Here is a 25,581-nt window from a genome sequence, read left to right as displayed (position 1 = left end):
GAACCGCTATGCCGAAATCCGTGATTATTCCGCCGGGCACCAGCACCCCGATAGCCCCGTTTGTCCCCGGTACCCTCGCCGACGGCGTGGTGTATGTCTCAGGCACGCTGCCGTTTGATAAAGACAACAACGTGGTGTTTATCGATGACCCAAAGGCGCAAACCCGCCACGTGCTGGAGACGATCAAAACCGTGATCGAAACGGCGGGTGGCACGATGGAGGACGTGACCTTCAACAGCATTTTTATCACCGACTGGAAAAACTACGCCGCGATTAACGAGATCTACGCGGAGTTTTTCCCCGGCGATAAACCGGCGCGATTTTGCATCCAGTGCGGGCTGGTAAAGCCTGAAGCGCTGGTTGAAATTGCCACCGTTGCGCACATCGCGAAGTGAGGCCGCCATGAAACTGTCCATTTCCCCGCCCCCCTTTGCGGGCGCGCCCGTGGTGGTGCTGATTGCCGGGCTCGGCGGCAGCGGCAGCTACTGGCTGCCTCAGCTCGCCATGCTGGGGCAGGAGTATCAGGTGGTGTGCTACGACCAGCGGGGCACGGGGAATAACCCGGATACCCTGCCGGAAGACTACACCCTCGCACACATGGCTGACGAGCTCGCACTGGCGTTAGCCGGGGCCGGGATCGCCCGTTACTGCGTGGTCGGCCACGCGCTGGGGGCGCTGGTCGGCCTGCGGCTGGCTATCGATAAGCCTGACGCCCTCACCGCGCTGGTTTGTGTCAACGGCTGGCTGACCCTCAATGCCCATACCCGACGCTGTTTTGACGTTCGCGAACGTCTGCTGCATGCGGGCGGGGCTCAGGCGTGGGTAGAGGCACAGCCGCTGTTTCTTTACCCGGCAGACTGGATGGCTGCCCGCGCTCCGCGGCTGGAGGCCGAGGAAGCGCTGGCGCTGGCCCATTTCCAGGGCAAAGCCAATCTGCTGCGCAGGCTGCATGCGCTGAAACAGGCCGATTTCAGCCGCCACGCTGCACGCGTTCGCTGCCCCGTGCAGATTATTTGTTCCACCGACGATCTGCTGGTGCCGTCCGTCTGCTCCGCGGAACTGCACGCCGCCCTCCCGCACGCCCGCAAAACGGTCATGCGCCAGGGCGGGCATGCCTGCAACGTGACCGCGCCGGACATCTTTAACACGCTGCTGCTGAACGGGCTTGCCAGCCTGCTGCACAGCCCTGAACCCGCTTTGTAAGGAGCCTGAATGAGCGAAGCCATCACGCCCGCCGCGCTGGAAACGCTGTTTACCGGCGCACGTACCCATAACGGCTGGCTGGATATACCGGTCAGTGACGAGACGCTGCGCGAGATTTATGACCTGATGAAATGGGGGCCGACGTCCGCCAACTGCTCCCCGGCGCGCATTGTCTTTGTGCGAAGCCCGGAAGGAAAAGAGAAGCTGCGCCCGGCGCTCTCCAGCGGCAACCTTGAGAAAACGCTCACCGCCCCGGTCACGGCAATTGTCGCCTGGGACAGCGAGTTTTATGAGCGCCTGCCTGTACTGTTCCCGCACGGTGATGCCAGAAGCTGGTTTACCTCCAGCCCCGCACTGGCGGAAGAGACCGCCTTTCGCAACAGTTCGATGCAGGCCGCGTACCTGATCTTCGCCTGCCGCGCGCTCGGGCTCGACACCGGGCCGATGTCCGGCTTTGACCGGGAAAAAGTGGACGCGGCCTTTTTCACGGGCACGCTGCTTAAAAGCAATCTGCTGATTAACATCGGTTATGGCGATATGAGCAAAGTCTATGGGCGCTTACCGCGTCTGACCTTCGAAGACGCCTGCGGGCTGGCGTAAGGAGCCATCATGACGACACCCGATCAACAAACCTTCCGTGATGCCATGGCCTGCGTCGGTGCGGCGGTCAATATCATCACCACCGACGGCCCTGCGGGAATGGCGGGCTTTACCGCCAGCGCGGTATGCAGCGTGACCGATTCCCCGCCCACTCTGCTGGTTTGCCTCAACCGTGGCGCGTCCGTCTGGCCGATTTTCAGCGAGAACCGCACCTTGTGCGTTAACACGCTGAGTGCCGGACAGGAGCCATTATCCAACCTGTTTGGCGGTAAAACGCCGATGGCGGAACGCTTTGCCGCTGCCCGCTGGCAGACAGGCGACACGGGCTGTCCACGTCTGGAAAATGCCCTGGCCTCGTTCGACTGCCGCATCAGCCAGGTGGTTAGCGTCGGCACCCACGACATTCTGTTTTGCGACATCGTATCCATCGTTCGCCACCCGGCACCGCAAGGGCTGGTGTGGTTCGACCGCGGCTATCACGCACTTATGCGACCCGCCTGTTAATCCGCATTCAGGAGACAGAACATGTTCGAACTTCCTCACTGGCAGTTGAAATCGACCTCCACAGAAGCAGGCGTGGTCGCGCCGGATGAAAGGCTCCCGCTCGGGCAGACAATGGTGATGGGCGTGCAGCATGCGGTCGCGATGTTTGGTGCGACGGTGCTAATGCCCATGCTGATGGGGCTGGATCCTAACCTCGCCATTTTGATGTCGGGTATGGGTACCCTGCTGTTCTTTTTTGTCACCGGCGGGCGCGTGCCCAGCTATCTGGGCTCCAGCGCCGCCTTTGTGGGAGTCGTTATTGCAGCGACCGGGTTTAACGGTCAGGGCATTAACCCCAACCTGAGCGTGGCCCTCGGCGGCATTATCGCCTGTGGGCTGGTCTACACCCTTACCGGTCTGGTGGTGATGAAAGTCGGCACGCGCTGGATCGAGCGGATGATGCCCCCCGTCGTCACCGGGGCGGTGGTGATGGCGATAGGCCTGAACCTCGCGCCGATTGCGGTGAAGAGCGTATCCGGCTCGCCGTTTGAAAGCTGGATGGCGGTGATTACGGTGCTGTGCATCGGCGTGGTGGCGGTCTTTACGCGTGGGATGATCCAGCGGCTGCTGATCCTGGTCGGGCTGATTGCGGCCTGTCTGATCTACGCGCTGCTGGCGAACGTGTTTGGTCTCGGCAAGCCGGTTGATTTCACACTGATTCACCAGGCCGCCTGGTTCGGGATGCCGCACATGACCTCGCCCACCTTTAACGCTCGGGCGATGATGCTCATCGCGCCTGTCGCGGTGATTCTGGTGGCTGAAAACCTGGGCCACCTGAAAGCCGTAGCGGGAATGACCGGGCGCAATATGGATCCGTATATGGGGCGGGCGTTTGTGGGAGACGGTCTGGCGACCATGCTCTCCGGCTCGGTCGGCGGCAGCGGCGTGACGACCTACGCGGAAAACATCGGCGTGATGGCAGTGACCAAAGTCTACTCGACGCTGGTCTTCGTGGCGGCGGCGGTGATGGCGATACTGCTCGGCTTTTCCCCAAAATTCGGCGCATTGATCCACACCATCCCGGCACCCGTGATTGGCGGCGCCTCGATTGTTGTATTTGGTCTGATTGCCGTCGCGGGGGCACGCATCTGGGTGCAGAATCATGTTGATCTGAGCCAGAACGGTAACCTGATCATGGTGGCGGTCACGCTGGTGCTGGGCGCAGGCGACTTCGCCCTGACGCTGGGCGGGTTTACGGTGGGCGGGATTGGTACGGCGACCTTCGGCGCGATCCTGCTCAACGCCCTGCTTAGCCGCCGCAAAGGGGATGAAGCGCAAGCGGAACCCATCACCCCCTGAACCTGAAATAGCCGGGTGACGCTACGCTTACCCGGCCTACATGCCAATTGTAGGCCCGTGCAAGCGAAGCGCCGCCGGGCAAAACGGACAGCGTGCGCGTTGTTAGCTATCTGACCCTTGTTCAGTGCCCAACCCGGCAATCGAATTACGTTGTTTTTTTAACTTTAACTCGCTCACCAGCACCCCGGCGACAATAAATGCCGCGCCCACCAGCGCCAGCAGCGGCAGACGCTCCCCGGCGAGTCGCCCGAAAATACCCGCCCACACCGGTTCACCGGTATAGATGACCGTCGCCCGTGTCGGAGATACGCTGCGCTGCGCCCAGTTCATGGTGACCTGAATAATAGCGCTAAAAATGCCCAGCCCCAGCGCCACGACGATAAGCCCGGTAGACATCGGCGGGACGGACTCCCCTGCCGGCACCATCGTCGCGAACGCCACCAGCGACGCGGTGGCAAGCTGCACGACCGTCACCCGCTTGACGTCCACTTTTCCTGCCCAGGCGCTAATCAAAATAATTTCAGCCGCAATGGCAACGGCCCCCACCAGCGTGATGATCTCTCCTGGCCCCAGCGCCAGCAGATTATTTTCCGGCCCGGCTAATAAAATGAGGCCGATGAACGCCAGCACGATTCCAATGCACGACATCAGGCCCGGTATTCTGCCCAGGCACAGCCACTGCAACAGCGGCACCAGCGGTACGTACATGGCGGTGATGAAGGCGGATTTACTGCTGGAGATAGACTGAAGCCCCCACGTTTGCAGGCTATAGCCCATGGCAATCGCCACGCCAATAGCGACACCCGCTTTAAGCTCTGTCAGGGTCAACCCGCGCAAGGTTTTCAGCGAAATAAGCGCCACGGCAACCGCCGCGGTTGCAAAACGCAGCCCTACAAAGAAAAACGGATCGCTCATCGTGACCGCGTACTGAACGGCAAGAAAGGTTCCGCCCCAGAACATGGTGATCAAAATCAGGATGGCTTCCTGAGGCTTAATGGAGAAAGTAAAACGGGAAACGGACATGGGACACCAGCACGAAGAATCAATCCTGTAGTGTGCGATGCCTTTGATTACAGTTCAATGTAGCAGACATAAAAAAACCGCCGGGAAACCCGGCGGCAGAGAGTTAACCCGGCGTACTACTTGTTGCTGCCGTGGCTATTTTTACCCCCTTTTTTGCCAGCCTCTGATGCGCGCTGAGGGTCGTTTTTAAAATTGCCCCCGCTAGACTGGCCACCTTTACGACCTGCTTCTGATGCTCTTTCACGGTCTTCAGCGAAATTACCTGAACCACCACGATGGTTTGCCATCTCTAACCTCCAGAGTGTGAAACATTAGACATCATATTGCATTCAGTAAAAGAGGATTCTTTCACCTCGCGGCTCAAGGACAGTGCCTTTATCTGTGCCGCGTGAAACTAAGCTTAGTGTAATGCGGCTATCCGGCAAGCGAGAGGTAATATTCTGCAACATGATCTCAGCCTTTCGTATGAAATATTGAGGAGGTCATCCATAAGCCATTCTTATATTTTGAAAAATCAGCGCTGCTAAAGTTGTTTCATTTTGCTACAAAGCACATAACGAAAAGATATTGTTATATATCAAATAAATGCCGTTCATTTTTGCAGTCTGGCCGTGATGTCATATCTTTAAAGTAACGCAGCGATCCGCTGTAAGAAAAACCAACGAGGAGTGATGCAAAATGGCAAAAGTTCTGGTGCTCTATTATTCCATGTATGGACACATTGAAACCATGGCTCACGCAGTTGCAGAAGGCGCAAACAGAGTAGACGGCGTTGAGGTTGTGGTTAAACGCGTACCGGAAACCATGCAGGCGGAAGCCTTCGCCAAAGCCGGGGGAAAAACACAAAACGCCCAGGTCGCCACCCCGCAGGAGCTCGCGGACTATGATGCCATTATCTTCGGCACCCCGACCCGCTTCGGCAATATGTCCGGCCAGATGCGCACCTTCCTCGACCAGACGGGCGGGCTCTGGGCCTCCGGCGCGTTATACGGCAAGCTGGCCAGCGTGTTCAGCTCTACCGGCACAGGCGGCGGCCAGGAGCAGACGATCACCTCAACCTGGACTACCCTTGCACATCATGGGATGGTGATTGTGCCGATTGGCTACGGCGCGCAGGAACTGTTCGATGTTTCCCAGGTTCGTGGCGGGACACCGTATGGCGCGACAACCATTGCCGGTGGGGATGGTTCACGTCAGCCAAGCAATGAAGAACTTTCGATCGCCCGCTATCAGGGTGAATACGTCGCGGGTCTTGCCAAAAAACTGAACGGCTAACCCAACAGGAGGACAAGTATGCCAACTCAAGAATCCAAAGCTCACCACGTGGGCGAATGGGCAAGTTTACGCAATACCTCTCCGGAGATTGCAGAAGCCATCTTTGAAGTCGCCAGGTATGACGAAAAGCTGGCTGAGCAGATTTGGGAAGAAGGCAACGATGAAGTGCTGGTTCGCGCTTTCGAAAAAACCGACAAAGACTCGCTGTTCTGGGGCGAGCAAACCATCGAACGTAAAAACGTCTGAATGTTCCCCCCGCCCGCGCGGGGGTTTTCTTCTATTTCGCCGCGTTGTTCATCACCACATTGAATTTATCGATCGGACAGAAGCCGTTGCCATCTACCGGACAGCCCTTCAGCTCCAGCGTCACGCGCTGCGCAGGAGATTGCAGCGACAGCACGCTGGCATTACGCAACTGCTCAGAACTCTGGTAGACATACTCAATTTTCATCAGCTCCTGGTTAGTGTTTTTGTCATGCCAGCGCTGGAAGACAATTTTACCGCCAATCGGGGTTCGTTCCTGCTGGTCGTGCAGCTGATACGGCCTGAAATCCAGCGCGGTCAGCAGCGAGGCAATGTTGGAGTCGTGCCCCACCAGCAGGGTAATTTTTGGCGCTTTGGCCTGTTCGGTCACCAGCGCTTTATCAATGTACTTCACCAACGGTTTAGCCACGTTCTGCGCCACGTCCGTCGAGGTAAACAGCGAGTCCTGGTAGCCGTTTTTCAGCTTCGACAGCACGCGCCACTGCTGATCGGTTTTGATTTCCCCCCATGCCACCTGGTCTGCCGGGAATCCTTCGTAATACTGTAGGGTGAACGCATCCACCAGCGAGTTACCCACTTTCAGCGGCCCGGAGACGCCCGGCTCTTTTTCATAATCGGCGCTGAACGTATCTTTCGCCTCCGTCAGGGAACAGACTTTTTTCTCCTTGCAGGACGGCGAGTCGCTATAGTTTGTCAGCTGCTCCAGCAGTTTGTAGCTTTCATCCAGCTGCATTTTCTGCCGTTCTGTCTCCATCGCTTTCAGCGCTTTCTCACGAAACTCAGGGGAATTATCGGTAATGACCGGATTGAAGGTGGGGTCCATGGTGCCCATTTTTTCCTGATGATGCACAGGCACATCGCACCCCGGGAACGCGCCGGTGATAAAGAACTGCGCGGTCGCCACGGTGCGCTGGAGGCTGTTGGCGTAGGCATAGACGGTATCCGCTTGCGGGCATTCACCCGTCTTCACCATCCCCTGCTCTGCCAGCCACTCGCGTATATAGTGACCCATATACACTTCCAGTACGCCCCCTTTGGTGGTGAGCTGTCCACCCGGGACGTCCCACTCCGGCCACTGCTTCGGCGTGGACTGCTCCAGCACGCTGCCGTTATTGGCGAGCGGCGCACGCAGGTTGTGGCGGCTCATGATGAGTACCTGTTCCAGCTGATAGCCGTCCGGTGTGTCCTGCGCCTGTGCGCCAAAGGTCACGGCAAGGGTACCTGCCACGGCAACTGCAAGTAGTGCTTTTCTCATCCCTAATTCCTCACACGTTTTTTTAATGTCGCTTTGAGTGTGACAGATTCGTGACAGGTTTTTCGGGAAGCATTTCTCAAACTGATGAATACGTGACTCGCTGATTCAGAGGCTGATGCCGGTGACGATGCCGACATACAGCGCCGCCCATGCGCAGGCTGAAAGCAGGCTGATGGCGTAAACCTTTATCGCGCTCAGCCTGAGCATGCCCGCCGCCAGCGGCACGATATAGCGCAGTACCGCCAGGAAACGCGAGGTGAACAACACCAGCAGGCCATTTTTATGCAGCTGGCGCTGTACCCGCAAAAACTTCCCGGCATGTTTTGCCGTGAAGCGTGACACTCGCCGGGTATGCCCCATCAGCTGGCCGATATGGTAATTCAGCACCGATCCTGCCGTAGCGCCCATCACCACCGCCAGCCACGTCAGCGCCGGATGCATACTCGACTGGCTGACGGCAATCCCCGCCAGCAGCATGACCGATGCGGGCGGGAGCACGGAAGAGATCAGTACCGTTGATTTACTCAGTGCCATAACAACGAGCAACGCGAAGAGATGCGTTGGATAATGCGCAAAATGATCCAGCAGCGTGTCCAGCCATGCCATTTTACTCTCCCCGGTAACATCAGAATTCCCCATTAGAAGTGAAAATAGTTAAATAAAACGTCAACATTCATTCAATAATATTCATTTAAACCATACTTAAACATTATTTAAATTCCTCAGCAGCCATTTTAAATAAGCGTATTATCCCTCACGTTTTACAACGATCTCGTTATGGCGAGGCTCCTGTACAAATACACGTTATCGCTCTGGTGGGTTCGAGAGAACCGGCACAGGGTAAAACAGGCACTGTCGAATCAAGGCTTTGCCAGTATAACTTCCCTTACGGGATACGGTGTACAGTGCTGAACCCAGGACGTGGGGATCTCCTTTCCGACATGCCCTGTCTTGCTCGCCCCTGAGAGATTTTATTATTCAAAGGGAAGTTACAATGTCTTACGCTATTCACAACCAAAATCTGGCTTTTAACGACAGCGCCATCGCGCAATATATGAATACCGATTTTATCGTTATTGATATTTCATTATGCGTGGCTCTGGCACGCGAGCAGTTCTTTGAAAAATTAAAAGATGATGATATTCCGTCACATATTTTTATCGAAGACAACGGTCGCCTCGCGGGTTTGATTTCCGTACGTAAATTATTGCAGGCCACGGATACCGTACAGCCCGTTAAAGGGCTGATGATATCGGATTTTATCCAGCTTAAACCGGAAGATGAGCGGGCGGATGTCGCCGGGTTGCTGGCGCACGCAGGTGCGGATGTCGTACCGGTGGTGACCCACGGCAAGCTGGTGGGCTGCCTTACCGAGCGTGAAATCGCCCATCTGCTGGAAGATGACGTTACTGAAGATGCCCAGCTTCAGGGGGCAACGCTGCCGCTGGAGAAGCCCTATCTGGAAACCAGCGCCTTTAGCCTGTGGAAGAAACGCTCCGTCTGGCTGCTGCTGCTGTTTGTCGCGGAAGCGTATACCAGCTCGGTGATCCAGCATTTTGAAGAGGCGCTGGAATCCGCCATTGCGCTGGCGTTCTTTATTCCGCTGCTGATTGGCACCGGCGGAAACAGCGGGACGCAGATTACCTCGACGCTGGTGCGCGCCATGGCGCTGGGTGAAGTCCACCTTCGCGACGTGGGTCGCGTGCTGCGCAAAGAGATGAGCACCTCGTTAATGATTGCCGCCACGCTAGGCCTGGCGGGCTGCGTTCGTGCCTGGATGATGGGCATTGGGATGGAAATCACGCTTATCGTCAGCCTGACGCTGGTCTGCATTACGCTGTGGAGCGCCATTGTCTCATCGGTGATCCCGATGGTATTGAAACGTTGCAAAATCGACCCGGCGGTCGTTTCCGCGCCGTTTATCGCCACGCTGATCGACGGTACCGGGCTCATTATCTACTTCAAAATCGCACAGTATACGCTTGGGCTGGAATAACGAAAAAACCCTGCGATATTGCTATCGCAGGGTTTTCGAATTTGGCGGAAGCGTAGAGATTCGAACTCTAGAACCCTTTCGGGTCGCCGGTTTTCAAGACCGGTGCCTTCAACCGCTCGGCCACGCTTCCAAAGTGAGGCGCACTATAAACATCTCTGAGCATGATGTAAAGCAGGAAATTGCATTACGTTGAGCTTCTTGCCTCATTCCCTTCCGCTCCGATCACTTCTTCGTCATCGGCTGGCTAAAATGTAAACATTTATTTTTACATCACATAAACTTATTAGAATGAAAGTTTGTGATCTAGACTCTTTTTCATACACCGCAGCTTATCCGTGCAACATTACCACCTCAATATGCCCTTGTAAGACCCTATTCACGCAGGTCACTGCGATAAGAGATTTTCCATGAAATTATTCGATACCGATAACTACAGACTTATTCTCTGGCGTAAATTTCTGCCGTGGCTGATCCAGAACGGTGCGCAAAAAAACAACCCGCATGACTATTTTCTGGTGTACTTAAAAGATGCCGACAATACGCGTTATATTCTGAAGAAGCACGAAAGCAGCAACGTTGTGCTCTGCCCGATGCATAAAAGCGAAGATGTCAGTATGAGCGTGGAAGATATCAGCGAAATGCAGGCTGAAATCATTCACTATAAGCGCAATGGGTTTCAGGCTTACAAAGGCATTATCCCGTTTGCCTTTGACCATTATACGAAAATCATCACCTTAAAAACGGCCCTTGCTCGTCTGAAAGGGCGCTGTATTTCTGGCCTGAAATCTGATTCAGAAACCATCAGCCGGGACCGTTACAACTTGCTCAGGCTGCTGGTGACCGACTACGTCAACCAGCGCCCTTCGCGCGTTTCGTCTGGTTTCACCCAGCGGGAAGTGATCGCCATGCTTTACGGCACACTTTGGTATAAACATATCAAAAATGAGTCGTTTAGCAGAAAAATCGCGCTCTTACTTGAGTCGCTCGTTATCACGGGCGATCTCAGCGAAGAGGGTAAGGTGTACTACGTGCAGGGCCAGGCTATTACCACCATGGTCGAGTATGAAAAAGAGGACCAGCGGGTAACGCATCAGCAAAAAATGCAGAAAAAAATTACGCGTTTTATGTTTGCGATAACGCTATCTACGCTGCTGATTATTCTGGTTCTGCTGTCGATGGCCGGGGTCGTCGACCTCGCCGCTGTATGGCAGAAAATACTACAGATTAAGCCTCTTAGATTTTTAATGAATTTTATCTAAAACCCTGCCCATTAATTATGAATTTTATTTTTATCAGCGATAACTATTACCTTTGCCACGGTGTCTCAAGCTCACTGACATCTACCCATTTGATTCGCGATGAGGAGGATATTCACCATCTTTATGAGGTCGATCCCGAGCTGGATTTTATCATTGCGATTGAACAGGATAAGTTACGCAATAAAACCATTCAGCAGGTCAAAAAAGTCAAGCGTGATTACATAGTCCTGATGCATGAGATAGAAGCCAACAGCGCGGTGAGAATTGATAATATTATCTATTCGTCGATGCATTTTACTGCTCACCCTTTTCAGCAGCTGATGCGTTTTTATCGGGCGCTCAGGACACACTCCTTTACCCGACGCGAATATGACGTGCTAAAGCTTTTCCATATGGAAAATCATGAAATCGCGAAAAAGCTGCAACTGTCACAAAAAACGACCAGCACCTACCGCGTGAGGATCCTCGAGAAATTGAATATGCGTTCAAAAAACATTCTGGCGATGACCCGTATAAAATCGGCGATTGTCGATCAGAAACTGTGATCTTTTGGCTTACCTTGGGAAAACCGGGGCCTCAGGTTTCGCCCTGAGGGGGTTTGGCGGGCGCGGTATACCAGTTCTCTTTGGCAACCATTACGCTGCCCTCTGGCTGCATAACAAAATTCGGAGACATGATCTGCACGTTAAATTCGTTAAACACATCCTGTATCTGGCTATGCAGCTCATTGCGGGCAACCGCGAGGGACTGGTCGGGCAGCAGACGAACCTGCAACTCGTAGGCAATATACCAGTCCATTAACCCTAACTGGCGCACCAGCGGCGGCTCAGAAAGATCAATCCCTTTTGCCCGTTTCGCGGCCAGCTCCAGCATGGCATGCACCTGACGCCATGGGGTGTCATAACCGATAGTGACGCTGACCGTCAGATTGAGGCTGCCATCGGGCTGTAGCGCGCTAAGGTTGGTGATCTTACCGCTCACCACCACCGCATTGGGCACGGTAACGACGTAATTTTCCCGGGTAATAATTTTGGTCGCCAGCATGCCTATTTCACTGACCTTACCTTCGTTATCCGCCACCCGAATGACATCGCCTTTACGCAGTGCGCGGGAGTAAATCAGGACCAGACCGCTCATGGCATGGTTCATCACCCCTGCCGAACCCAGCGTTAACATCAGGCCGAAGAAGACGCTAATACCTTTAAACGCCAGTGAGTTTGCGCCGGGGAGAAACGGCCAGGCAGCGGAGAGAGCAAATAGCCAGACGGCGACGGAAATGAGCTTACGGGTAGCCCCCACGGTTTCCGGATGTACGCCGGGAAGTTGCAGACGACCAGCCTCCACCTGATTCAGCACCATCCTCAGAAGCTTCAGAATAAAAGCGGTAATGAGGAAAATGATCAGAACAATAGTCAGCCCCGGCAAAGCCGAGACAATCGCCAGGGCAATTTGCTGCACCACGCGAAGCGACCAGTCTCCCAGCGACGTGCCCCACACCCGCGTCCACGGAAACAGACTGAATGCCCAGCTCAGCCAGACGTAAAAGCCGATTAAACCCAGCAGGAACATCAGCAAGGCGTAAAGCCGAATCTCAATGGCGCCAATGTACCGCCGCCAGCTTTGCGGCACCCGGCTGCGATTCTCCACAATACGCAGACGGTAGACGCGTCGAAACCAGCGCCAGGATCGCCAGGCGCCATAGCAGAGCAGCAAAAGCGCCAGCAGGCCAGCGGCAGCTTTTACCGTCGACAGCGCCAGCCAGCCGGTATCGTATTGATCGCGCAGCGCCATTCTCTGCGCTTCCATGCGCGCCAGCACGCGCTGCGCGGCCTGATCGAGGGTGAGATCGTCCCCTTCGTCCAAATCCCCTTCCGTCAGCAGCATCACGGGCTTACCGTTCATCACGATCAGCCGCCCCTGCTGGTTATAGCGGGTCACGGGGACGATAGTGAGCGGCTCACGCACGTCCGCCTCGGTAAAATTGCGCAGGGTGTTGCGGATGCGTAAAACGCGCTCCTCCGGCGTGGTCAGGCCAAATTTCGCCTGAAGCATGACGATCGGCTGATGAAAAATATAGACCGTCCGGGCGCGCTCCTGCTCAGAAGGTGCCTGGCGGGGCTCAGCGGCATACGATGAGAAGGCGCTCAGGGAGGCAAAACAGAACGCAAACGCGAGCAGGATCTTTTTCATCCTCACTACCCCAGATCAGAAATCTTGTTGTTTTTCAGGCAACCCGCGAATGCCAGGTGGGTATGTTGAGAATAGTCCAGCCTTTCGTTTCTGCAACAAGCGACGGTGAGCGTGTTGCTCTCAATCACAATATATGTATTATGTTATAACATAACAATTTGGGATTATGTTCTATGTTACTTAAAAAAGGGTTATTTCTGGCTTTATTGCTCTCCACGGCGCCTGCCGCTTTCTCAGCAACCTCCTGGCCCCTCACGATTGAAAATTGCGGCGTAAAGCAGACCTTTGCGCAGGCTCCTCAGCGCGTCGTGACCGTGGGACAGCATGAAACAGAATTACTGCTCGCACTGGGGCTGGAGAAAAAGATCGCCGCAACGTCGGTCTGGTTCGGCAAGCTCCCGGATCCGCTGGCAGATGCCGGGAAAAATATCCCCCGGCTTGCAGATAATTCCCCCTCATTTGAAGCCGTGGTGGGACAGAAACCTGAGCTCGTTCTCGCGCAGTATCACTGGCACATTGGTCCGCAGGGAGAAGTGGGAACCCGTGAGCAGTTTGCCTCGCTGGGGATTAATACGTGGATCTCTCCTGCCGACTGCACGGATAAAGCGGTGACGGAAACGTCAAACGCAGACGGAGCACGCAGCGCGCCGTTTTCGCTGGCCGAAATCACACGGGAAGTGACAGATCTGGCGACGATATTTGATGTTTCCGCGCGAGGTGAGCAGCTTAATCATACGCTGACGGAACGTATCAAAAAGGCCCAGGCGCGCGTCTCAGCGAAACCGCTTCGCGTCGTATTCTGGTTCTCAAGTAGCCGTCTGAATGGCGATCCCTGGGTGGCGGGGAATTACGGCGCGCCTGGCTGGATCAGCCGCACGCTGGGGTTGAAGAACATTATTGACTCTCATGACGAATGGCCGGCTGTAACCTGGGAACATATTGCCCAGTCGCAGCCGGACGTGATTGTTATCGCCGGGATGTCCCGCAGGCTCTACCCTGCCGATGACGTTGAAGTAAAAAAAGCATTCTTGCGTAATGACCCGGTGACGAAGAACATGCCTGCGGTCAGGAACAACCACATTATTGTGGTGCCGGCAATGTCGTTAAACCCTTCATTACGTATCGTCGATGCGGTTGAGCTTATCAGCGATCGGCTGGCTTCTTTCCAGGATGAACAATGAGTCATTTCGCTTTTGACCGCCGCCAGCAAGGTTTACTGGCAGCAGGCGTCATGGCGCTGCCGCTAATGCTGGTTTTTGCCGCCAGTATCGGTGATATGCCGGTGTCGTATGCCAGTACCGGGAAAGCGATCCTCAACGGACTGGGTTTGACCTCTTATGCGTTGCCACAAACGGAGGAGGGTATCGTCTGGCAATATCGCATGAGCCGGGCAGTGATGGCCGCGTGCAGCGGCGGTGGCCTGGCGCTGTGCGGGCTGGTGTTACAGTCGATCCTGCGTAACCCTCTGGCTGAGCCTTATCTGTTGGGGATTTCCGCGGGCGCCTCGCTGGGGGCCGTCTGCGTGATGCTTCTCGGCATGGGGGGAAGCGTGATTGGCGTGAGCAGCGGTGCGTTTGTCGGCTCCTGCGCCGCCTTTGCGCTCATCATGGTGATTACAAACGGGATGAGTGAAAGCCCGTCGCGCATTTTGCTGGCCGGTATTGCGGGCACCCAGCTCTTCAACGCCATGACCGCGTACGTCGTCAGCACGTCCGCCAATGCCGAGCAGTCCCGTAGCGTCATGTTCTGGCTGATGGGGAGTCTGAGCGGCGTGCGCTGGCCTGACGCGCTGCTGGCGCTGGCCGTTACGCTTGCGGGTTTACTGGTGGTATTGCTCTTTTCCCGGGCGCTGGACACCTTCACCTTCGGGGATGAGGTCTCCACCACGCTGGGGATCCCGGTTACCGCCGTGCGTATTGTCTTATTGCTGACCTGTGCCGTTGTCACCGCCACGTTGGTGAGCGCCACAGGCGCAGTGGGGTTTGTCGGGCTGGTCATTCCCCATGTGACGCGCATGCTATGCGGGCCGGGCCATCGCCGCTCGATCCCGCTGACGTTTCTCATCGGCGCCCACTTTATGATCCTTGCCGATATCGTCTCACGCACGCTGATCGTGCACCAGGTTCTGCCCATCGGGGTGGTGACTGCGCTGGTGGGCGCCCCCGTCTTTGTGGCGTTGCTTTATCAAAACCGAAAGGAGCATCCATGAATATAACAGTGGCCGGGTTAACCGTAACCCGACAGGCGCAGACGGTGCTTAAGGATATCGATCTCGACCTGCCATCCGGGCAGATTGTCGGCCTGTTAGGGCCAAACGGCTCAGGCAAGTCGACGCTGCTGCGCTGCCTCGCCGGGCTGTTTCCACGACACAGCGAACGTGTTGCGCTTAATGGCACAACGCTTGGCTTGATGCCGCTGAAAATACGGGCGCAGCACATGGCGTTTGTCCCGCAACATGCTGAGGTCGACGGGGAACTGACCGTTGAGGATATGGTCAGGCTGGGGCGTACGCCCTACCGGAAAACATTCCAGAGAACCACGCGCGACGATGAGGCTGCGGTTGAACAGGCGATTGGCCTGATGCAGTTATGCAGCTTACGCCAGCGGCGATGGCACTCTTTGTCTGGCGGAGAGCGCCAGCGAAGCCAGATAGCCCGCGCGCTGGCCCAGCAGCCGCAGGTGCTGTTGCTCGATGAACCGACAAACCACCTGGACATTCAGCACCAGCTGGACCTGATGCGGCTCGTTTCACAGCTGCCGCTTACGGTGGTGGTTGCACTGCACGATCTCAATCTTGCGGCCAATTATTGCCAGCGTCTGATCCTCCTGAAGGCCGGGCAGATCGCAGCCACGGGTGCGCCCGAAGCGGTGCTGACGCCCTCGAACATCGCGGATACATGGTGCGTAAAAGCTCAGGTCTGTAAGGCCGACGCCGGGATCACGATAAGCTATAACATGGGTAACATGGCGGAGAGCCAGAACAAAAGCAAAAACCCCTGCGATATTGCTATCGCAGGGGTTTCGAATTTGGCGGAAGCGTAGAGATTCGAACTCTAGAACCCTTTCGGGTCGCCGGTTTTCAAGACCGGTGCCTTCAACCGCTCGGCCACGCTTCCTAAGTGAGGCGAACTATAAACACCTCACCGCGCGCTGTAAAGGGTGCGCGCATTCGTTCGCTTTAAAAATAGCCAAAATGCGTTTAATCGGTTGAATAGACAACAGATTGGCCGTTTTACCAGCATAATATCCACCGCAGATCGTTAGTGCTTTTTGATGTACATATCTTTGGTGTAGTAGTAGCCAAGCTTATCCGGCGTGAAGCCCCCTACCCACGGTTTCACCAGGTGCGTGCGCACGTAGTGATAGACAGGGATCGCCGGCACATCGCGCCCCAGCAGATCTTCTGCCTGCTGGTAGAACTTACCGCGCTCCTCCGCCGTTTTCGCCTTCGCCGCATTCACCAGAGCCAGATCGTATTCCGGATTGCTGTACTGAGTGGTGTTTTGGCTGTCACCGGTACGGAAGTTATTCAGGAAGGTTGCGGCGTCATCGTAATCAGCAATCCAGGCGTAGCGCACCGCGTCAAAGTTATGGGTGTGCATGGTATCAAGCATGGTTTTCCACTCCTGGTTTTGCAGCTTCGCCTCTACGCCGAGGTTCTTCTTCCACATCGAGCTGGCGGCAATCGCAATACGCTGGTGCGATTCCGAGGTGTTATAGAGGAGATTAAAGCTGAGCGGATGGCTGTCATTAAATCCGGCTTCGGCCAGCAGTTTTTTCGCCTCGGCAATGCGTTTATCCATCGGCCAGCTGGCGTAATCAGGGTTCTGTAACTTGACGCCGCCAATATCCGGCTGGCTGATGAGCCATGCCGGGCGTTGCCCCTGCCCTAAAACTTTCCCGGCGATAATATCTTTATCCAGCGCCAGATTCAGCGCCTTACGCACGCGGGCGTCGCTGAACGGCGGCCGGGTGGTGTTGAATTCGTAATAATAGGTGGCAAGCTGCGGCGATACGTCCAGCTCGTTCCCCAGCGTTTTCTTCAGCTGAGCAAACTGGTTGATCGGCACCGTGTAGGCGATGTCGATTTCGCCCGCTTTGTAGCGGTTGACGTCAGCGGCTTCGGAGGAAATGGGCAGATAGGTCACCTTGTTGATGACGGTATGTTCGTTATCCCAGTATTTCGGGTTTCGCACCGCCACAATGCGTTCGTTCACCACCCACTGTGACAGTTTATAGGCCCCGCTGCTGACGAAGTGCTCCGGTTTGGTCCACTTATCACCGAAACGACCTACCAGGACTTTATCTATCGGCACCAGAGACGGGTGAGCCAGCATCGCCAGGAAAGCAGCATTTGGCTGGGTGAGCGTCACTTCCAGCGTGGTGTCATTGATGGCTTTCACGCCCAGCGACTCGGGTGCTTTTTTGCCTTCTGCGATATCAGTGCCGTTGACGATACGCATACTGCCGGGATAGCTGGCATACGGAGAGACGGTTTTCGGGTCGACCAGTCGCTGCCAGCTCCAGACAATATCTTCCGCGGTGACGGGAGTGCCATCGCTCCAGGTTATGCCCGGGCGCAGATGGAAAGTCCAGACGGTGTTATCTTTATTTTCCCATTTCTCCGCCAGGCGCGGCTGGATTTCACCTGCCGGAGAGACGCTGACCAGCCCGTCGAATAAATCACTGATAATATTGAATTCGACATCGCTTTCGACTTTATGCGGGTCGAGCGAGGCGGGTTCACTGCCGTTGTTCCTGACCAGTTCCTGCTTATCTGCCAGCTGGGTTCCTGCTGGCACGTTAGCCGCCCAGGTTGCCGTGCTGGCGCACAGGACCCCTGCGGTTAACAAAGAGAGCGTAAAGTGCATGCGTGTTTGTGGTTTCATTTCCTTCGCCTTATTGTCTGTTTTTATGACGATCCGGAAATAACTCTTAGCGGCCTTAGGGAAATAACGCAATATTTTTCAGTGACCTATAAGAGGTTGATCTGAATACGCCTTGCATACCGCACTTCATTCTGAGTACAAAGGCTTTACCAGAATAAAAAACCAGCATAATCCCTAAGGGGCTGAGTAAAGATGGGTAAAACCACTTTGCGTCTGCCGCGCCGTTTCCTATTCTTTGCGCTAATTACATCTGTCATAAGAGAGTGACTCATGGATCGTATAATTACTTCTTCACGCGACCGCACATCGCTACTCAGCACCCATAAGGTGCTGCGCAATACCTATTTCATGCTCAGCCTTACGCTGGCGTTTTCGGCTATCACCGCGACGGCCAGCACCGTACTGATGCTGCCTTCTCCGGGCCTGATCCTGACGCTGGTGGGTATGTATGGTCTGATGTTCCTGACCTATAAAACCGCGGATAAACCGGTGGGTATTCTCTCCGCTTTCGCCTTCACCGGCTTCCTGGGCTACATTTTGGGGCCAATCCTGAACGCCTATCTGTCTGCCGGAATGGGCGACGTGATTGGTATGGCGCTGGGCGGTACCGCGCTGGTGTTCTTCTGCTGCTCGGCCTACGTGCTGACCACCCGTAAGGACATGTCCTTCCTCGGCGGTATGCTGATGGCGGGTATCGTGATTGTGCTGGTCGGTATGCTGGCGAACATCTTCCTGCAATTGCCTGCTCTGCATCTGGCAATCAGCGCGGTGTTTATCCTGATTTCATCCGGCGCAATCCTGTATGAAACCAGCAACATCATTCACGGCGGTGAGACGAACTATATCCGCGCCACCGTGAGCCTGTATGTGTCGCTGTACAATATTTTTGTCAGCCTGCTGAGTATCCTGGGCTTCGCCAGCCGCGATTAACTCACCGTGCTGTGAACAAAGCCCCGCTTATGCGGGGCTTTGTTTTTTTGGTAGACTGAGGCGGTTTTTGACTAACGCGTGAATGAATATGTTGAGTTTTGAAGGCAAAGAGATCGAAACCGATAACGACGGTTATCTGAAAGAGAGCAGCCAGTGGAGCGAAGCGCTGGCGGAGAAAATTGCGGAAAACGAAGGAATTACCCTCTCCCCGGAACACTGGGAAGTGGTGCGCTTTGTGCGCGAATTCTACCTCGAATTCAACACCTCTCCGGCTATCCGCATGCTGGTCAAAGCCATGGCGAATAAATTTGGCGAAGAGAAAGGCAACAGCCGTTATCTGTATCGCCTGTTTCCGAAAGGCCCGGCTAAACAGGCGACAAAAATTGCCGGCCTGCCAAAGCCGGTAAAATGCATTTAATAGCGAATACTGAAGTCAGCGTATTCCCGGCCGGGTTGATGCGGTTCCGTTAGCACCTTATCAACCCGCGCGCTGCGCGGTCCGCCCGCTTTCAGCCACGCCACCAGCTTCTCTACCCGATCCGCCTCACCGCAGGCCACAACCTCCACGCTGCCATCATCCATGTTACGCGCATACCCCGTCAGTCCGAGCTGAAGGGCTTCGCGCTGGGTGCTGTAGCGGAATCCGACGCCCTGTACAAGGCCATGGACCCAGGCAATGGTGCATACATTTGACATCATCCTTCTCCTTATCCGACTGGCGCGTTGCATTTCCTCGCTGAAGTCGGGAAAATGGCGGCCATTTCATTGGAATCGACAGAATAGCAAATTATGAGTGTACGTTTAGTGTTAGCCAAAGGGCGCGAGAAGTCATTACTGCGCCGCCATCCCTGGGTCTTTTCCGGCGCGGTTGCCCGCATGGAAGGTAAAGCCAGCCTCGGTGAAACCATCGATATTGTTGACCATCAGGGGAAATGGTTAGCACGCGGCGCATACTCGCCTGCATCTCAGATCCGCGCGCGCGTCTGGACGTTCGATAAAGAAGAAGCCATCGATATCGACTTCTTTGTCCGTCGTCTGCAACAGGCGCAGCAGTGGCGCGAGTGGCTGGCAAAGCGTGACGGGCTGGACAGCTATCGTCTGATTGCCGGTGAATCCGACGGGCTGCCGGGCGTGACCATTGACCGCTTCGGCAATTTCCTGGTGTTGCAGCTGCTGAGCGCCGGGGCGGAATACCAGCGTGCTGCGCTAATTAGCGCCCTGCAAACCCTGTTCCCGGAATGTGCCATTTACGACCGCAGCGACGTGGCGGTACGTAAAAAAGAGGGCATGGAGCTGACCCAGGGCCCGGTCACCGGCGAACTGCCGCCTGCCCTGCTGCCTATCGAGGAGCACGGCATGAAGTTGCTGGTGGATATCCAGGGCGGCCATAAGACCGGTTATTACCTCGACCAGCGTGACAGCCGTCTGGCAACGCGCCAGTACGTTGCCGATAAGCGCGTGCTGAACTGCTTCTCCTATACCGGCGGCTTTGCGGTCTCTGCCCTGATGGGCGGCTGTGCCCAGGTTGTGAGCGTCGACACCTCACAGGAAGCGCTGGATGTGGCGAAACAGAACGTTGAGCTGAACAAGCTGGATCTGAGCAAAGCGGAGTTTGTGCGCGACGACGTGTTCAAACTGCTGCGTAAATACCGCGACCAGGGCGAGAAATTTGACGTTATCGTGATGGACCCGCCGAAGTTTGTAGAAAATAAAAGCCAGCTGATGGGCGCCTGCCGTGGCTATAAAGACATCAACATGCTGGCGATCCAGCTGCTGAACCCGGGCGGCGTGCTGCTGACGTTCTCCTGTTCAGGCCTGATGACGACAGATTTATTCCAAAAAATCATCGCCGATGCCGCAATAGATGCGGGTCGTGATGTACAATTTATAGAGCAGTTCCGTCAGGCCGCCGATCACCCGGTGATCGCTACCTACCCGGAAGGGCTGTATCTGAAAGGGTTTGCCTGTCGCGTCATGTAACTTGAAAAGAGAAATATTGCCCGCACATAGTGTGTATGTAATGTTTCCCGGGAGGTGACTATGATTGCCAGCAAATTCGGTATCGGCCAGCAGGTCCGCCACACCTTGCTTGGATATTTGGGTGTGGTCGTGGATATCGACCCGGAGTATTCCCTTGATGAACCGTCAGCAGACGATCTGGCCGTTGACGCAGAGCTTCGCGCCGCGCCCTGGTATCATGTGGTTATGGAGGGCGACGATGGTCAGCCTGTCCATACCTATCTTGCCGAAGCGCAGCTGAGTGGTGAACTACAGGATGAGCATCCGGAACAACCCACTATGGACGAGCTTGCTCAGACCATCCGCAAACAGTTACAGGCGCCCAGACTGCGTAACTAAAGGTGTAAAAAAGCCCGTCAAGCGGGCTTTTTTTATTTTGCCAGCCCCAGACGGGGGATGTCGATTGCCGGACAGCGATCCATCACCACCTTCAGCCCGGCATCGCGTGCCAGCACGGCCGCCTGCTCATTAATCACGCCCAGCTGCATCCACAGCGTTTTCGCGCCGATGGCAATCGCCTCCTGCGCCACGCCCCAGGCCGCCTCTGAATTACGGAAAACGTCCACCATATCCACCTTTTCCGGCACGTCCGCGAGCGTCGCATAGCCCTGCTGACCCAGCAGCGTTTTCCCCGCCACCTTCGGCGAGACCGGGATCACGTGATATCCCTGGTCCAGAAGGTATTTCATGACCCGATAGCTTGGGCGATCCGGTTTATCGCTCGCGCCGACCAGCGCGATAGTGCGCGTGGACGTCAGAATCTCGACAATGTCGTTCTCTTTCATGCTGTTCCTCCTGGTTTTTTTCAAAGTGTACGTCAAAGCAGACATCTCAACCACGCATCCCATACAGAAGTATGAGGGCAAAACGGCAAAATATGTCTATATGTTAGTAAACGTGTTTATCGAAAAATTTTGATACATTCTTACCAGGTAGTTTGTCTACAGGAGTCTGCTATGAAAACCGGCATTGCCTGGGCTGTGGTTGCGTTAATCATGCCGGTTTGTGTTTTCGCAACCACCCTCAGACTCTCAACCGACATTGACCTGCTGGTGCTGGACGGGAAAAAAGTCTCCAGCTCCCTGCTGCGGGGCGCAGACAGCATCGAGCTGGATAATGGCCCGCATCAGGTGGTTTTTCGGGTTGAAAAGACGATTCGCCTCGCCGACAACGAACAGCAGGTGTACATTTCGCCTCCGCTGGTGGTCAGCTTTAATACCCAACGCATCAGCCAGGTCAATTTTCGTCTCCCGCACCTTGAGACAGAAAAAGAGTCACTGGCATTTGATGCCTCACCGCGCATTGAGCTGGTGGACGGGGATTCTATGCCCATCCCGGTAAAGCTGGATATCCTGGCGCTGACAAAAAGGCCAAAAGGAACAGATTACGAAGCAGACACGGAGATCTATAACAGAGCCAGCAGGCGCGCCTCCCTGCCCCAGTTCGCCACCATGATGGCGGATGACAGTACCCTGCTTTCGGGCGTATCGGAGCTGGATGTACTCCCTCCTCAGTCGCAGACCCTTACTGAGCAACGCCTCAAATTCTGGTTCCAGAATGCCGATCCGGACACGCGCGCCCGTTTTCTGCAATGGGCGAAACGACAACCTTCGTCGTAAGCCACATTTTTTCGTCCTTTCTCTTGCAGCATCAGTCAGTTCCCGTCATCGTGTAGCGAGGTAACCTCACGGATAAGATTATGGAACTGACAACACGCACACTTCCGGCGCGCAAGCACATTGCTCTGGTTGCGCACGATCACTGTAAACAAATGCTGCTTAACTGGGTTCGTCGCCATCAGCCTCTTTTACAGCATCATGCCCTTTCTGCCACGGGAACAACCGGCAACCTGATCCACCGCGAAACTGGTCTGGAAGTGAATGCCATGCTGAGCGGCCCGATGGGGGGTGACCAGCAGGTCGGCGCTCAGATTTCGGAAGGTAAAATTGACGTTCTGATATTCTTCTGGGATCCGCTGAACGCGGTTCCGCATGATCCGGACGTTAAAGCGCTGCTGCGTCTGGCGACGGTATGGAACATTCCGGTAGCCACCAATCTTTCAACGGCAGATTTCATCATTGAATCGCCGCAGTTTAACGATCCGGTGGAGATTTTGATCCCGGATTATCAGCGTTATCTTGCGGAGAGACTGAAGTAGTTTTTTGCCCGGTGGCGCTGCGCTTACCGGGCCTACAGAATTTGCCCGGCGCGTTACGGCTTTCTCGCCACCGGCACGTCAATACTTTTCAAAATATCGACAAACACCGACGGCTCCTCTTTGTTGAACAAGAGCCACACGCGATGGCGCGCGCGGGTTATCGCCACGTACAGTAAGCGCCGCTCCTCTGCATCCGGGAAATCTTCCGGAACAGGCAATAACGCCTCTTCCATCACGGATTCCCGCGCCGGTGCCGGGAAACCGTCGCTCCCCTCTTTCAGCCCCACCACAATTACGTAGTCGGCCTGCTGCCCTTTACTGGCGTGAATGGTCATAAAATCGAGCTGTAGTTTTGGCCAGCGCGTTGCCGCTTTTTCCAGCGCCGTCGGCTTGAGGTGGTGATAACGCGCCAGGACCAGAATCCGTTCATCCGGTTTCGCATAGCCGCTCAGTTTATCCAGCAGCGGTTCCAGCTGATCGTCCGCCAGCAGCGTGACGGCCTTTTTATCCCCCGACGTCAGGCTGTTAAGCGGCTTCGACAGCTGATGCGGGTTCTGCTGAATAAAACGGTTGGCAATTTCACCAATCCGCGAGTTGAAGCGGTAGGTGGTGTCCAGATCGCTGCGATCGCCTTCCCCAAAATAGTGATGGAAGGCCGTCGTGAGGGAAAGTTGCGCCCCGCTGAAGCGGTAGATAGCCTGCCAGTCATCGCCCACGGCAAACAGCGACGTGTGTTTATTCTGCGCCCGCAGCGCCGAAAGCAGCGCAGCGCGCTGCGGCGAAATATCCTGAAACTCATCCACCAGAATGTGTTTCCACGGGCTGACGAAGCGCCCTTTCTCCAGAATGATAATGGCCTGATGGATTAGCCCGGAAAAATCGACCGCGTTTTCGTCTTTCAGCGCGGTTTTCCACGCTTTCAGCATCGGCGCCATCAGTTTAACCCGCTTAGAAAACACGGCGCGGATCGACTCCGGTGCGCTTTCTATCATCTCCGCCTGAGAGCCGCCGTGCATGCGCATCAGGCTTACCCACCGGTCGAGACGAGAGCCCAGCCGGCGCGCCAGCTTTTCATCCTGCCAGAAGCTGCCCTCCGGCACCTCCCAGTTGAGTTCCTCTTCAAGCCACTGACGCCAACCTTTCGCCTGCGCCTTTTTTTCACTGCACTGCTGACGCCATGCCTTGATAAACAGCGCCTGGCGAGCCTGAGCATCATTCTCCAGCTTGCTGACAACAGGGACTTTTTTGCTGCCCTGTTGAATAATGTGTAAAGCGAGGGAGTGGAACGTGCGCGCCGAGATATCCTGGGTATGCAAACGCGCCTGAATGCGCTCATCCATCTCCTGCGCCGCCTTGCGACCAAAAGCCAGCAGCAAAATCTGGTCGGCAACTGCCTCGCCCGTTGTCAGAAGCCAGCCCGCGCGCGCCACCAGCACCGACGTTTTGCCGCTCCCTGCGCCTGCCAGCACCAGTAAAGAGTGCTCGCCATTCACCACTGCGCGCGCCTGGGCAGGATTGAGAGGCGATGATTCCACCGTACTGAAGAAATCGGCATATTGCGTAAGCATCACCTCAGTCCAGGCCTGGTTATGCGCCAGACGGCTTTTCTCGATATCGCTAAGCCAGGCCTGACACTTCCGCCACGCATCGCGACAGTTATCAAATTCCTCAAGCCGCGCCACCGGTAAAGGCAATGCCGTCAGCGCCTGGGTGATTTTTTGCTGAAGCCCGGCGGTTTGCTGGCGCGTCAGCCACTTCTGCTGCGTATTGCTTAGCGCGATATCGTCCAGCACCTGATGCAGCACCTGTGCGGCAATCACGCTCATCTCCTGGCTCCACTGGTGCCAGCGCATGTTCAGATGATGGTGGAAGCGTTGGGTTTCCGCCCACTCGGTCCCGTGGAGTCGCACCACTTTCTCTGCCGGCAGAACGAACTCCAGCTCCCCCCATACCAGCCCTCGTTTACAGTGAATGGCCAGTAGCTGATTAAACGGAATAAGGTATTCGTGGCGTTCACCGGAGACTTTCACTCCCGCATTAAGAAGCACAACCTTGTCGTAAGGGTGCTGCGCCAGGCGTTTGCCCATTGAAGTTGCTTTCAGTTCCATATCCTGCCGGATCCACGAGGTCATAATTTGTCAGACAGTTTAACTGCCAGTTTTAAGGTGCTCCAGCCCAAAAAAACGTTACAATCACCGGGCGTTAATCATATCGAAGGAAATGAGGGTTTATGCGTACCGTTCTGAATGTGTTGAATTTTGTCCTTGGCGGTTTTGCCACCACCCTTTCCTGGCTTTTTGCCACCCTGGTGAGCATCGTGCTTATCTTCACCCTTCCGCTGACGCGCTCCTGCTGGGAAATCACCAAACTGTCCCTCGTTCCTTATGGAAATGAAGCCGTGCACGTGGATGAACTGGAGCCGGAAAGAAAAAATGCCCTGATGAATACCGGCGGCACGCTGCTGAATATTTTATGGCTAATCTTCTTTGGCTGGTGGCTGTGTCTGATGCATATCTTCGCCGGTATCGCCCAGTGCATTACGATTATTGGCATTCCGGTTGGCCTCGCTAATTTCAAAATTGCCACCATCGCCCTGTGGCCGGTAGGACGCCGAGTGGTTCCGGTCGAAGTGGCGCAAGCCGCGCGTGAAGCCAATGCCCGTCGTCGTTTTCAGTAAT

At 55.4% G+C, this 25,581-nt stretch carries 29 protein-coding genes, 2 tRNA genes and 1 riboswitch; of the genes, 20 read left to right on the top strand and 11 right to left on the bottom strand.

Features of this window, described 5'->3' with window-relative positions:
* The first annotated feature begins 8 nt into the window (after positions 1–8).
* The 5 genes from rutC to rutG are packed head-to-tail and all read left to right on the top strand — an operon-like array spanning position 9 to position 3,645.
* Positions 9–395, top strand: coding sequence for a pyrimidine utilization protein C (rutC, locus tag ACOT0L_RS07495; RefSeq protein WP_015570870.1), 387 nt, complete (start codon positions 9–11; stop codon positions 393–395).
* Positions 396–402: 7 nt separating this feature from the next.
* A complete protein-coding gene (gene rutD, locus ACOT0L_RS07490) occupies positions 403–1,203 on the top strand; it encodes a pyrimidine utilization protein D (RefSeq protein ID WP_126502939.1) in 801 nt (266 codons plus the stop codon).
* 9 nt (positions 1,204–1,212) lie between these two features.
* Positions 1,213–1,803 (top strand): malonic semialdehyde reductase, encoded by a 591-nt coding sequence (locus ACOT0L_RS07485; protein WP_022647679.1) that lies wholly within the window; start codon positions 1,213–1,215, stop codon positions 1,801–1,803.
* A gap of 9 nt (positions 1,804–1,812) precedes the next feature.
* Positions 1,813–2,307 (top strand): NADH-dependent FMN reductase RutF, encoded by a 495-nt coding sequence (gene rutF / locus ACOT0L_RS07480; protein WP_023299762.1) that lies wholly within the window; start codon positions 1,813–1,815, stop codon positions 2,305–2,307.
* 21 nt (positions 2,308–2,328) lie between these two features.
* Positions 2,329–3,645 carry a pyrimidine utilization transport protein G gene (gene rutG / locus ACOT0L_RS07475; protein WP_126502940.1) on the top strand — a complete coding sequence of 439 codons (1,317 nt, stop codon included), beginning with the start codon at positions 2,329–2,331 and terminating at the stop codon, positions 3,643–3,645.
* Positions 3,646–3,747: 102 nt separating this feature from the next.
* On the opposite strand, the gene ACOT0L_RS07470 is transcribed toward rutG, so the two are convergent.
* Positions 3,748–4,668, bottom strand: coding sequence for a DMT family transporter (locus ACOT0L_RS07470; RefSeq protein ID WP_126502941.1), 921 nt, complete (start codon positions 4,666–4,668; stop codon positions 3,748–3,750).
* A 116-nt stretch (positions 4,669–4,784) separates the two neighbouring features.
* Positions 4,785–4,955, bottom strand: coding sequence for a general stress protein (locus tag ACOT0L_RS07465; RefSeq protein WP_001273664.1), 171 nt, complete (start codon positions 4,953–4,955; stop codon positions 4,785–4,787).
* A gap of 391 nt (positions 4,956–5,346) precedes the next feature.
* Here ACOT0L_RS07465 and wrbA point away from each other — a divergent pair, with 391 nt between their 5' ends.
* Together wrbA and ACOT0L_RS07455 are read left to right on the top strand one after the other, a co-directional pair.
* Complete coding sequence (gene wrbA, locus ACOT0L_RS07460; RefSeq protein WP_022647675.1) at positions 5,347–5,943, top strand: NAD(P)H:quinone oxidoreductase; 597 nt, start codon at positions 5,347–5,349, stop codon at positions 5,941–5,943.
* A gap of 18 nt (positions 5,944–5,961) precedes the next feature.
* Positions 5,962–6,189, top strand: a complete 228-nt coding sequence (locus ACOT0L_RS07455; RefSeq protein WP_022647674.1) for a YccJ family protein — start codon at positions 5,962–5,964, stop codon at positions 6,187–6,189.
* Between the two features lie 31 nt (positions 6,190–6,220).
* On the opposite strand, the gene agp is transcribed toward ACOT0L_RS07455, so the two are convergent.
* Together agp and ACOT0L_RS07445 are read right to left on the bottom strand one after the other, a co-directional pair.
* Entirely contained in the window at positions 6,221–7,462 is a 1,242-nt protein-coding gene (agp, locus tag ACOT0L_RS07450; protein WP_126290738.1) for a bifunctional glucose-1-phosphatase/inositol phosphatase, read from the bottom strand.
* Between the two features lie 105 nt (positions 7,463–7,567).
* Positions 7,568–8,068: a DedA family protein gene (locus ACOT0L_RS07445; RefSeq protein WP_045622219.1), complete on the bottom strand. Its 501-nt coding sequence runs from the start codon at positions 8,066–8,068 to the stop codon at positions 7,568–7,570.
* A 158-nt stretch (positions 8,069–8,226) separates the two neighbouring features.
* A riboswitch (M-box (ykoK) riboswitch) is annotated at positions 8,227–8,396 on the top strand.
* 60 nt (positions 8,397–8,456) lie between these two features.
* Between ACOT0L_RS07445 and ACOT0L_RS07440 the strand changes: the two genes are divergently transcribed.
* A complete protein-coding gene (locus tag ACOT0L_RS07440) occupies positions 8,457–9,458 on the top strand; it encodes a magnesium transporter (protein ID WP_063137575.1) in 1,002 nt (333 codons plus the stop codon).
* A 42-nt stretch (positions 9,459–9,500) separates the two neighbouring features.
* On the opposite strand, the gene ACOT0L_RS07435 is transcribed toward ACOT0L_RS07440, so the two are convergent.
* A tRNA-Ser gene (locus ACOT0L_RS07435) sits at positions 9,501–9,588 on the bottom strand.
* 277 nt (positions 9,589–9,865) lie between these two features.
* Between ACOT0L_RS07435 and ACOT0L_RS07430 the strand changes: the two genes are divergently transcribed.
* Positions 9,866–10,717 carry a hypothetical protein gene (locus tag ACOT0L_RS07430; RefSeq protein WP_023299756.1) on the top strand — a complete coding sequence of 284 codons (852 nt, stop codon included), beginning with the start codon at positions 9,866–9,868 and terminating at the stop codon, positions 10,715–10,717.
* 17 nt (positions 10,718–10,734) lie between these two features.
* Entirely contained in the window at positions 10,735–11,262 is a 528-nt protein-coding gene (locus tag ACOT0L_RS07425) for a helix-turn-helix domain-containing protein (protein ID WP_023305829.1), read from the top strand.
* Positions 11,263–11,293: 31 nt separating this feature from the next.
* On the opposite strand, the gene ACOT0L_RS07420 is transcribed toward ACOT0L_RS07425, so the two are convergent.
* Positions 11,294–12,907 carry a mechanosensitive ion channel family protein gene (locus ACOT0L_RS07420; protein WP_023299754.1) on the bottom strand — a complete coding sequence of 538 codons (1,614 nt, stop codon included), beginning with the start codon at positions 12,905–12,907 and terminating at the stop codon, positions 11,294–11,296.
* A 173-nt stretch (positions 12,908–13,080) separates the two neighbouring features.
* Here ACOT0L_RS07420 and ACOT0L_RS07415 point away from each other — a divergent pair, with 173 nt between their 5' ends.
* The 3 genes from ACOT0L_RS07415 to ACOT0L_RS07405 are packed head-to-tail and all read left to right on the top strand — an operon-like array spanning position 13,081 to position 15,949.
* Entirely contained in the window at positions 13,081–14,088 is a 1,008-nt protein-coding gene (locus ACOT0L_RS07415; protein WP_126502942.1) for an ABC transporter substrate-binding protein, read from the top strand.
* Positions 14,085–15,116 (top strand): FecCD family ABC transporter permease, encoded by a 1,032-nt coding sequence (locus ACOT0L_RS07410; protein ID WP_038415793.1) that lies wholly within the window; start codon positions 14,085–14,087, stop codon positions 15,114–15,116. The genes ACOT0L_RS07415 and ACOT0L_RS07410 overlap by 4 nt, the downstream gene beginning before the upstream one ends.
* Complete coding sequence (locus tag ACOT0L_RS07405; protein ID WP_226856320.1) at positions 15,113–15,949, top strand: ABC transporter ATP-binding protein; 837 nt, start codon at positions 15,113–15,115, stop codon at positions 15,947–15,949. The genes ACOT0L_RS07410 and ACOT0L_RS07405 overlap by 4 nt, the downstream gene beginning before the upstream one ends.
* On the opposite strand, the gene ACOT0L_RS07400 is transcribed toward ACOT0L_RS07405, so the two are convergent.
* Positions 15,936–16,023: transfer RNA gene (locus ACOT0L_RS07400), tRNA-Ser, on the bottom strand. The genes ACOT0L_RS07405 and ACOT0L_RS07400 overlap by 14 nt on opposite strands.
* Before the next feature lie 144 nt (positions 16,024–16,167).
* The gene (locus tag ACOT0L_RS07395; RefSeq protein WP_126502943.1) at positions 16,168–17,796 is read right to left on the bottom strand and encodes an ABC transporter substrate-binding protein; all 1,629 of its coding nucleotides are present in this window, start codon (positions 17,794–17,796) and stop codon (positions 16,168–16,170) included.
* A 270-nt stretch (positions 17,797–18,066) separates the two neighbouring features.
* On the opposite strand from ACOT0L_RS07395, the gene yccA reads away from it, so the two are divergent.
* Both yccA and tusE read left to right on the top strand, forming a co-directional pair.
* On the top strand, positions 18,067–18,726 hold the full coding sequence (gene yccA, locus ACOT0L_RS07390) for an FtsH protease modulator YccA (protein ID WP_003858127.1): 660 nt from the start codon (positions 18,067–18,069) through the stop codon (positions 18,724–18,726).
* A gap of 88 nt (positions 18,727–18,814) precedes the next feature.
* Positions 18,815–19,144, top strand: coding sequence for a sulfurtransferase TusE (gene tusE, locus ACOT0L_RS07385; RefSeq protein WP_003858129.1), 330 nt, complete (start codon positions 18,815–18,817; stop codon positions 19,142–19,144).
* Here tusE and yccX read toward each other — a convergent pair.
* On the bottom strand, positions 19,141–19,422 hold the full coding sequence (yccX, locus tag ACOT0L_RS07380) for an acylphosphatase (protein WP_003858131.1): 282 nt from the start codon (positions 19,420–19,422) through the stop codon (positions 19,141–19,143). The genes tusE and yccX overlap by 4 nt on opposite strands.
* 93 nt (positions 19,423–19,515) lie before the next feature.
* Here yccX and rlmI point away from each other — a divergent pair, with 93 nt between their 5' ends.
* Together rlmI and hspQ are read left to right on the top strand one after the other, a co-directional pair.
* Positions 19,516–20,706, top strand: coding sequence for a 23S rRNA (cytosine(1962)-C(5))-methyltransferase RlmI (rlmI, locus tag ACOT0L_RS07375; protein ID WP_023299749.1), 1,191 nt, complete (start codon positions 19,516–19,518; stop codon positions 20,704–20,706).
* A 60-nt stretch (positions 20,707–20,766) separates the two neighbouring features.
* On the top strand, positions 20,767–21,084 hold the full coding sequence (gene hspQ, locus ACOT0L_RS07370) for a heat shock protein HspQ (protein WP_003858136.1): 318 nt from the start codon (positions 20,767–20,769) through the stop codon (positions 21,082–21,084).
* A 32-nt stretch (positions 21,085–21,116) separates the two neighbouring features.
* On the opposite strand, the gene ACOT0L_RS07365 is transcribed toward hspQ, so the two are convergent.
* The gene (locus ACOT0L_RS07365; RefSeq protein ID WP_006809337.1) at positions 21,117–21,530 is read right to left on the bottom strand and encodes a CoA-binding protein; all 414 of its coding nucleotides are present in this window, start codon (positions 21,528–21,530) and stop codon (positions 21,117–21,119) included.
* A gap of 171 nt (positions 21,531–21,701) precedes the next feature.
* Here ACOT0L_RS07365 and csgI point away from each other — a divergent pair, with 171 nt between their 5' ends.
* The gene (gene csgI, locus ACOT0L_RS07360; RefSeq protein WP_023305822.1) at positions 21,702–22,364 is read left to right on the top strand and encodes a curli synthesis inhibitor; all 663 of its coding nucleotides are present in this window, start codon (positions 21,702–21,704) and stop codon (positions 22,362–22,364) included.
* An 80-nt stretch (positions 22,365–22,444) separates the two neighbouring features.
* Positions 22,445–22,903 carry a methylglyoxal synthase gene (gene mgsA / locus ACOT0L_RS07355; protein WP_003858146.1) on the top strand — a complete coding sequence of 153 codons (459 nt, stop codon included), beginning with the start codon at positions 22,445–22,447 and terminating at the stop codon, positions 22,901–22,903.
* A 53-nt stretch (positions 22,904–22,956) separates the two neighbouring features.
* Here mgsA and helD read toward each other — a convergent pair whose 3' ends face one another.
* A complete protein-coding gene (gene helD / locus ACOT0L_RS07350; protein WP_126502944.1) occupies positions 22,957–25,011 on the bottom strand; it encodes a DNA helicase IV in 2,055 nt (684 codons plus the stop codon).
* A 122-nt stretch (positions 25,012–25,133) separates the two neighbouring features.
* Here helD and ACOT0L_RS07345 point away from each other — a divergent pair, with 122 nt between their 5' ends.
* Positions 25,134–25,580 carry a YccF domain-containing protein gene (locus ACOT0L_RS07345; RefSeq protein ID WP_022647660.1) on the top strand — a complete coding sequence of 149 codons (447 nt, stop codon included), beginning with the start codon at positions 25,134–25,136 and terminating at the stop codon, positions 25,578–25,580.
* Position 25,581: the final 1 nt, after the last annotated feature.

This window comes from Enterobacter cloacae complex sp. XAL002, from assembly GCF_049236805.1.
Lineage (GTDB): Bacteria > Pseudomonadota > Gammaproteobacteria > Enterobacterales > Enterobacteriaceae > Enterobacter > Enterobacter intestinihominis.
This window is presented reverse-complemented; position numbering and strand designations above follow the sequence as displayed.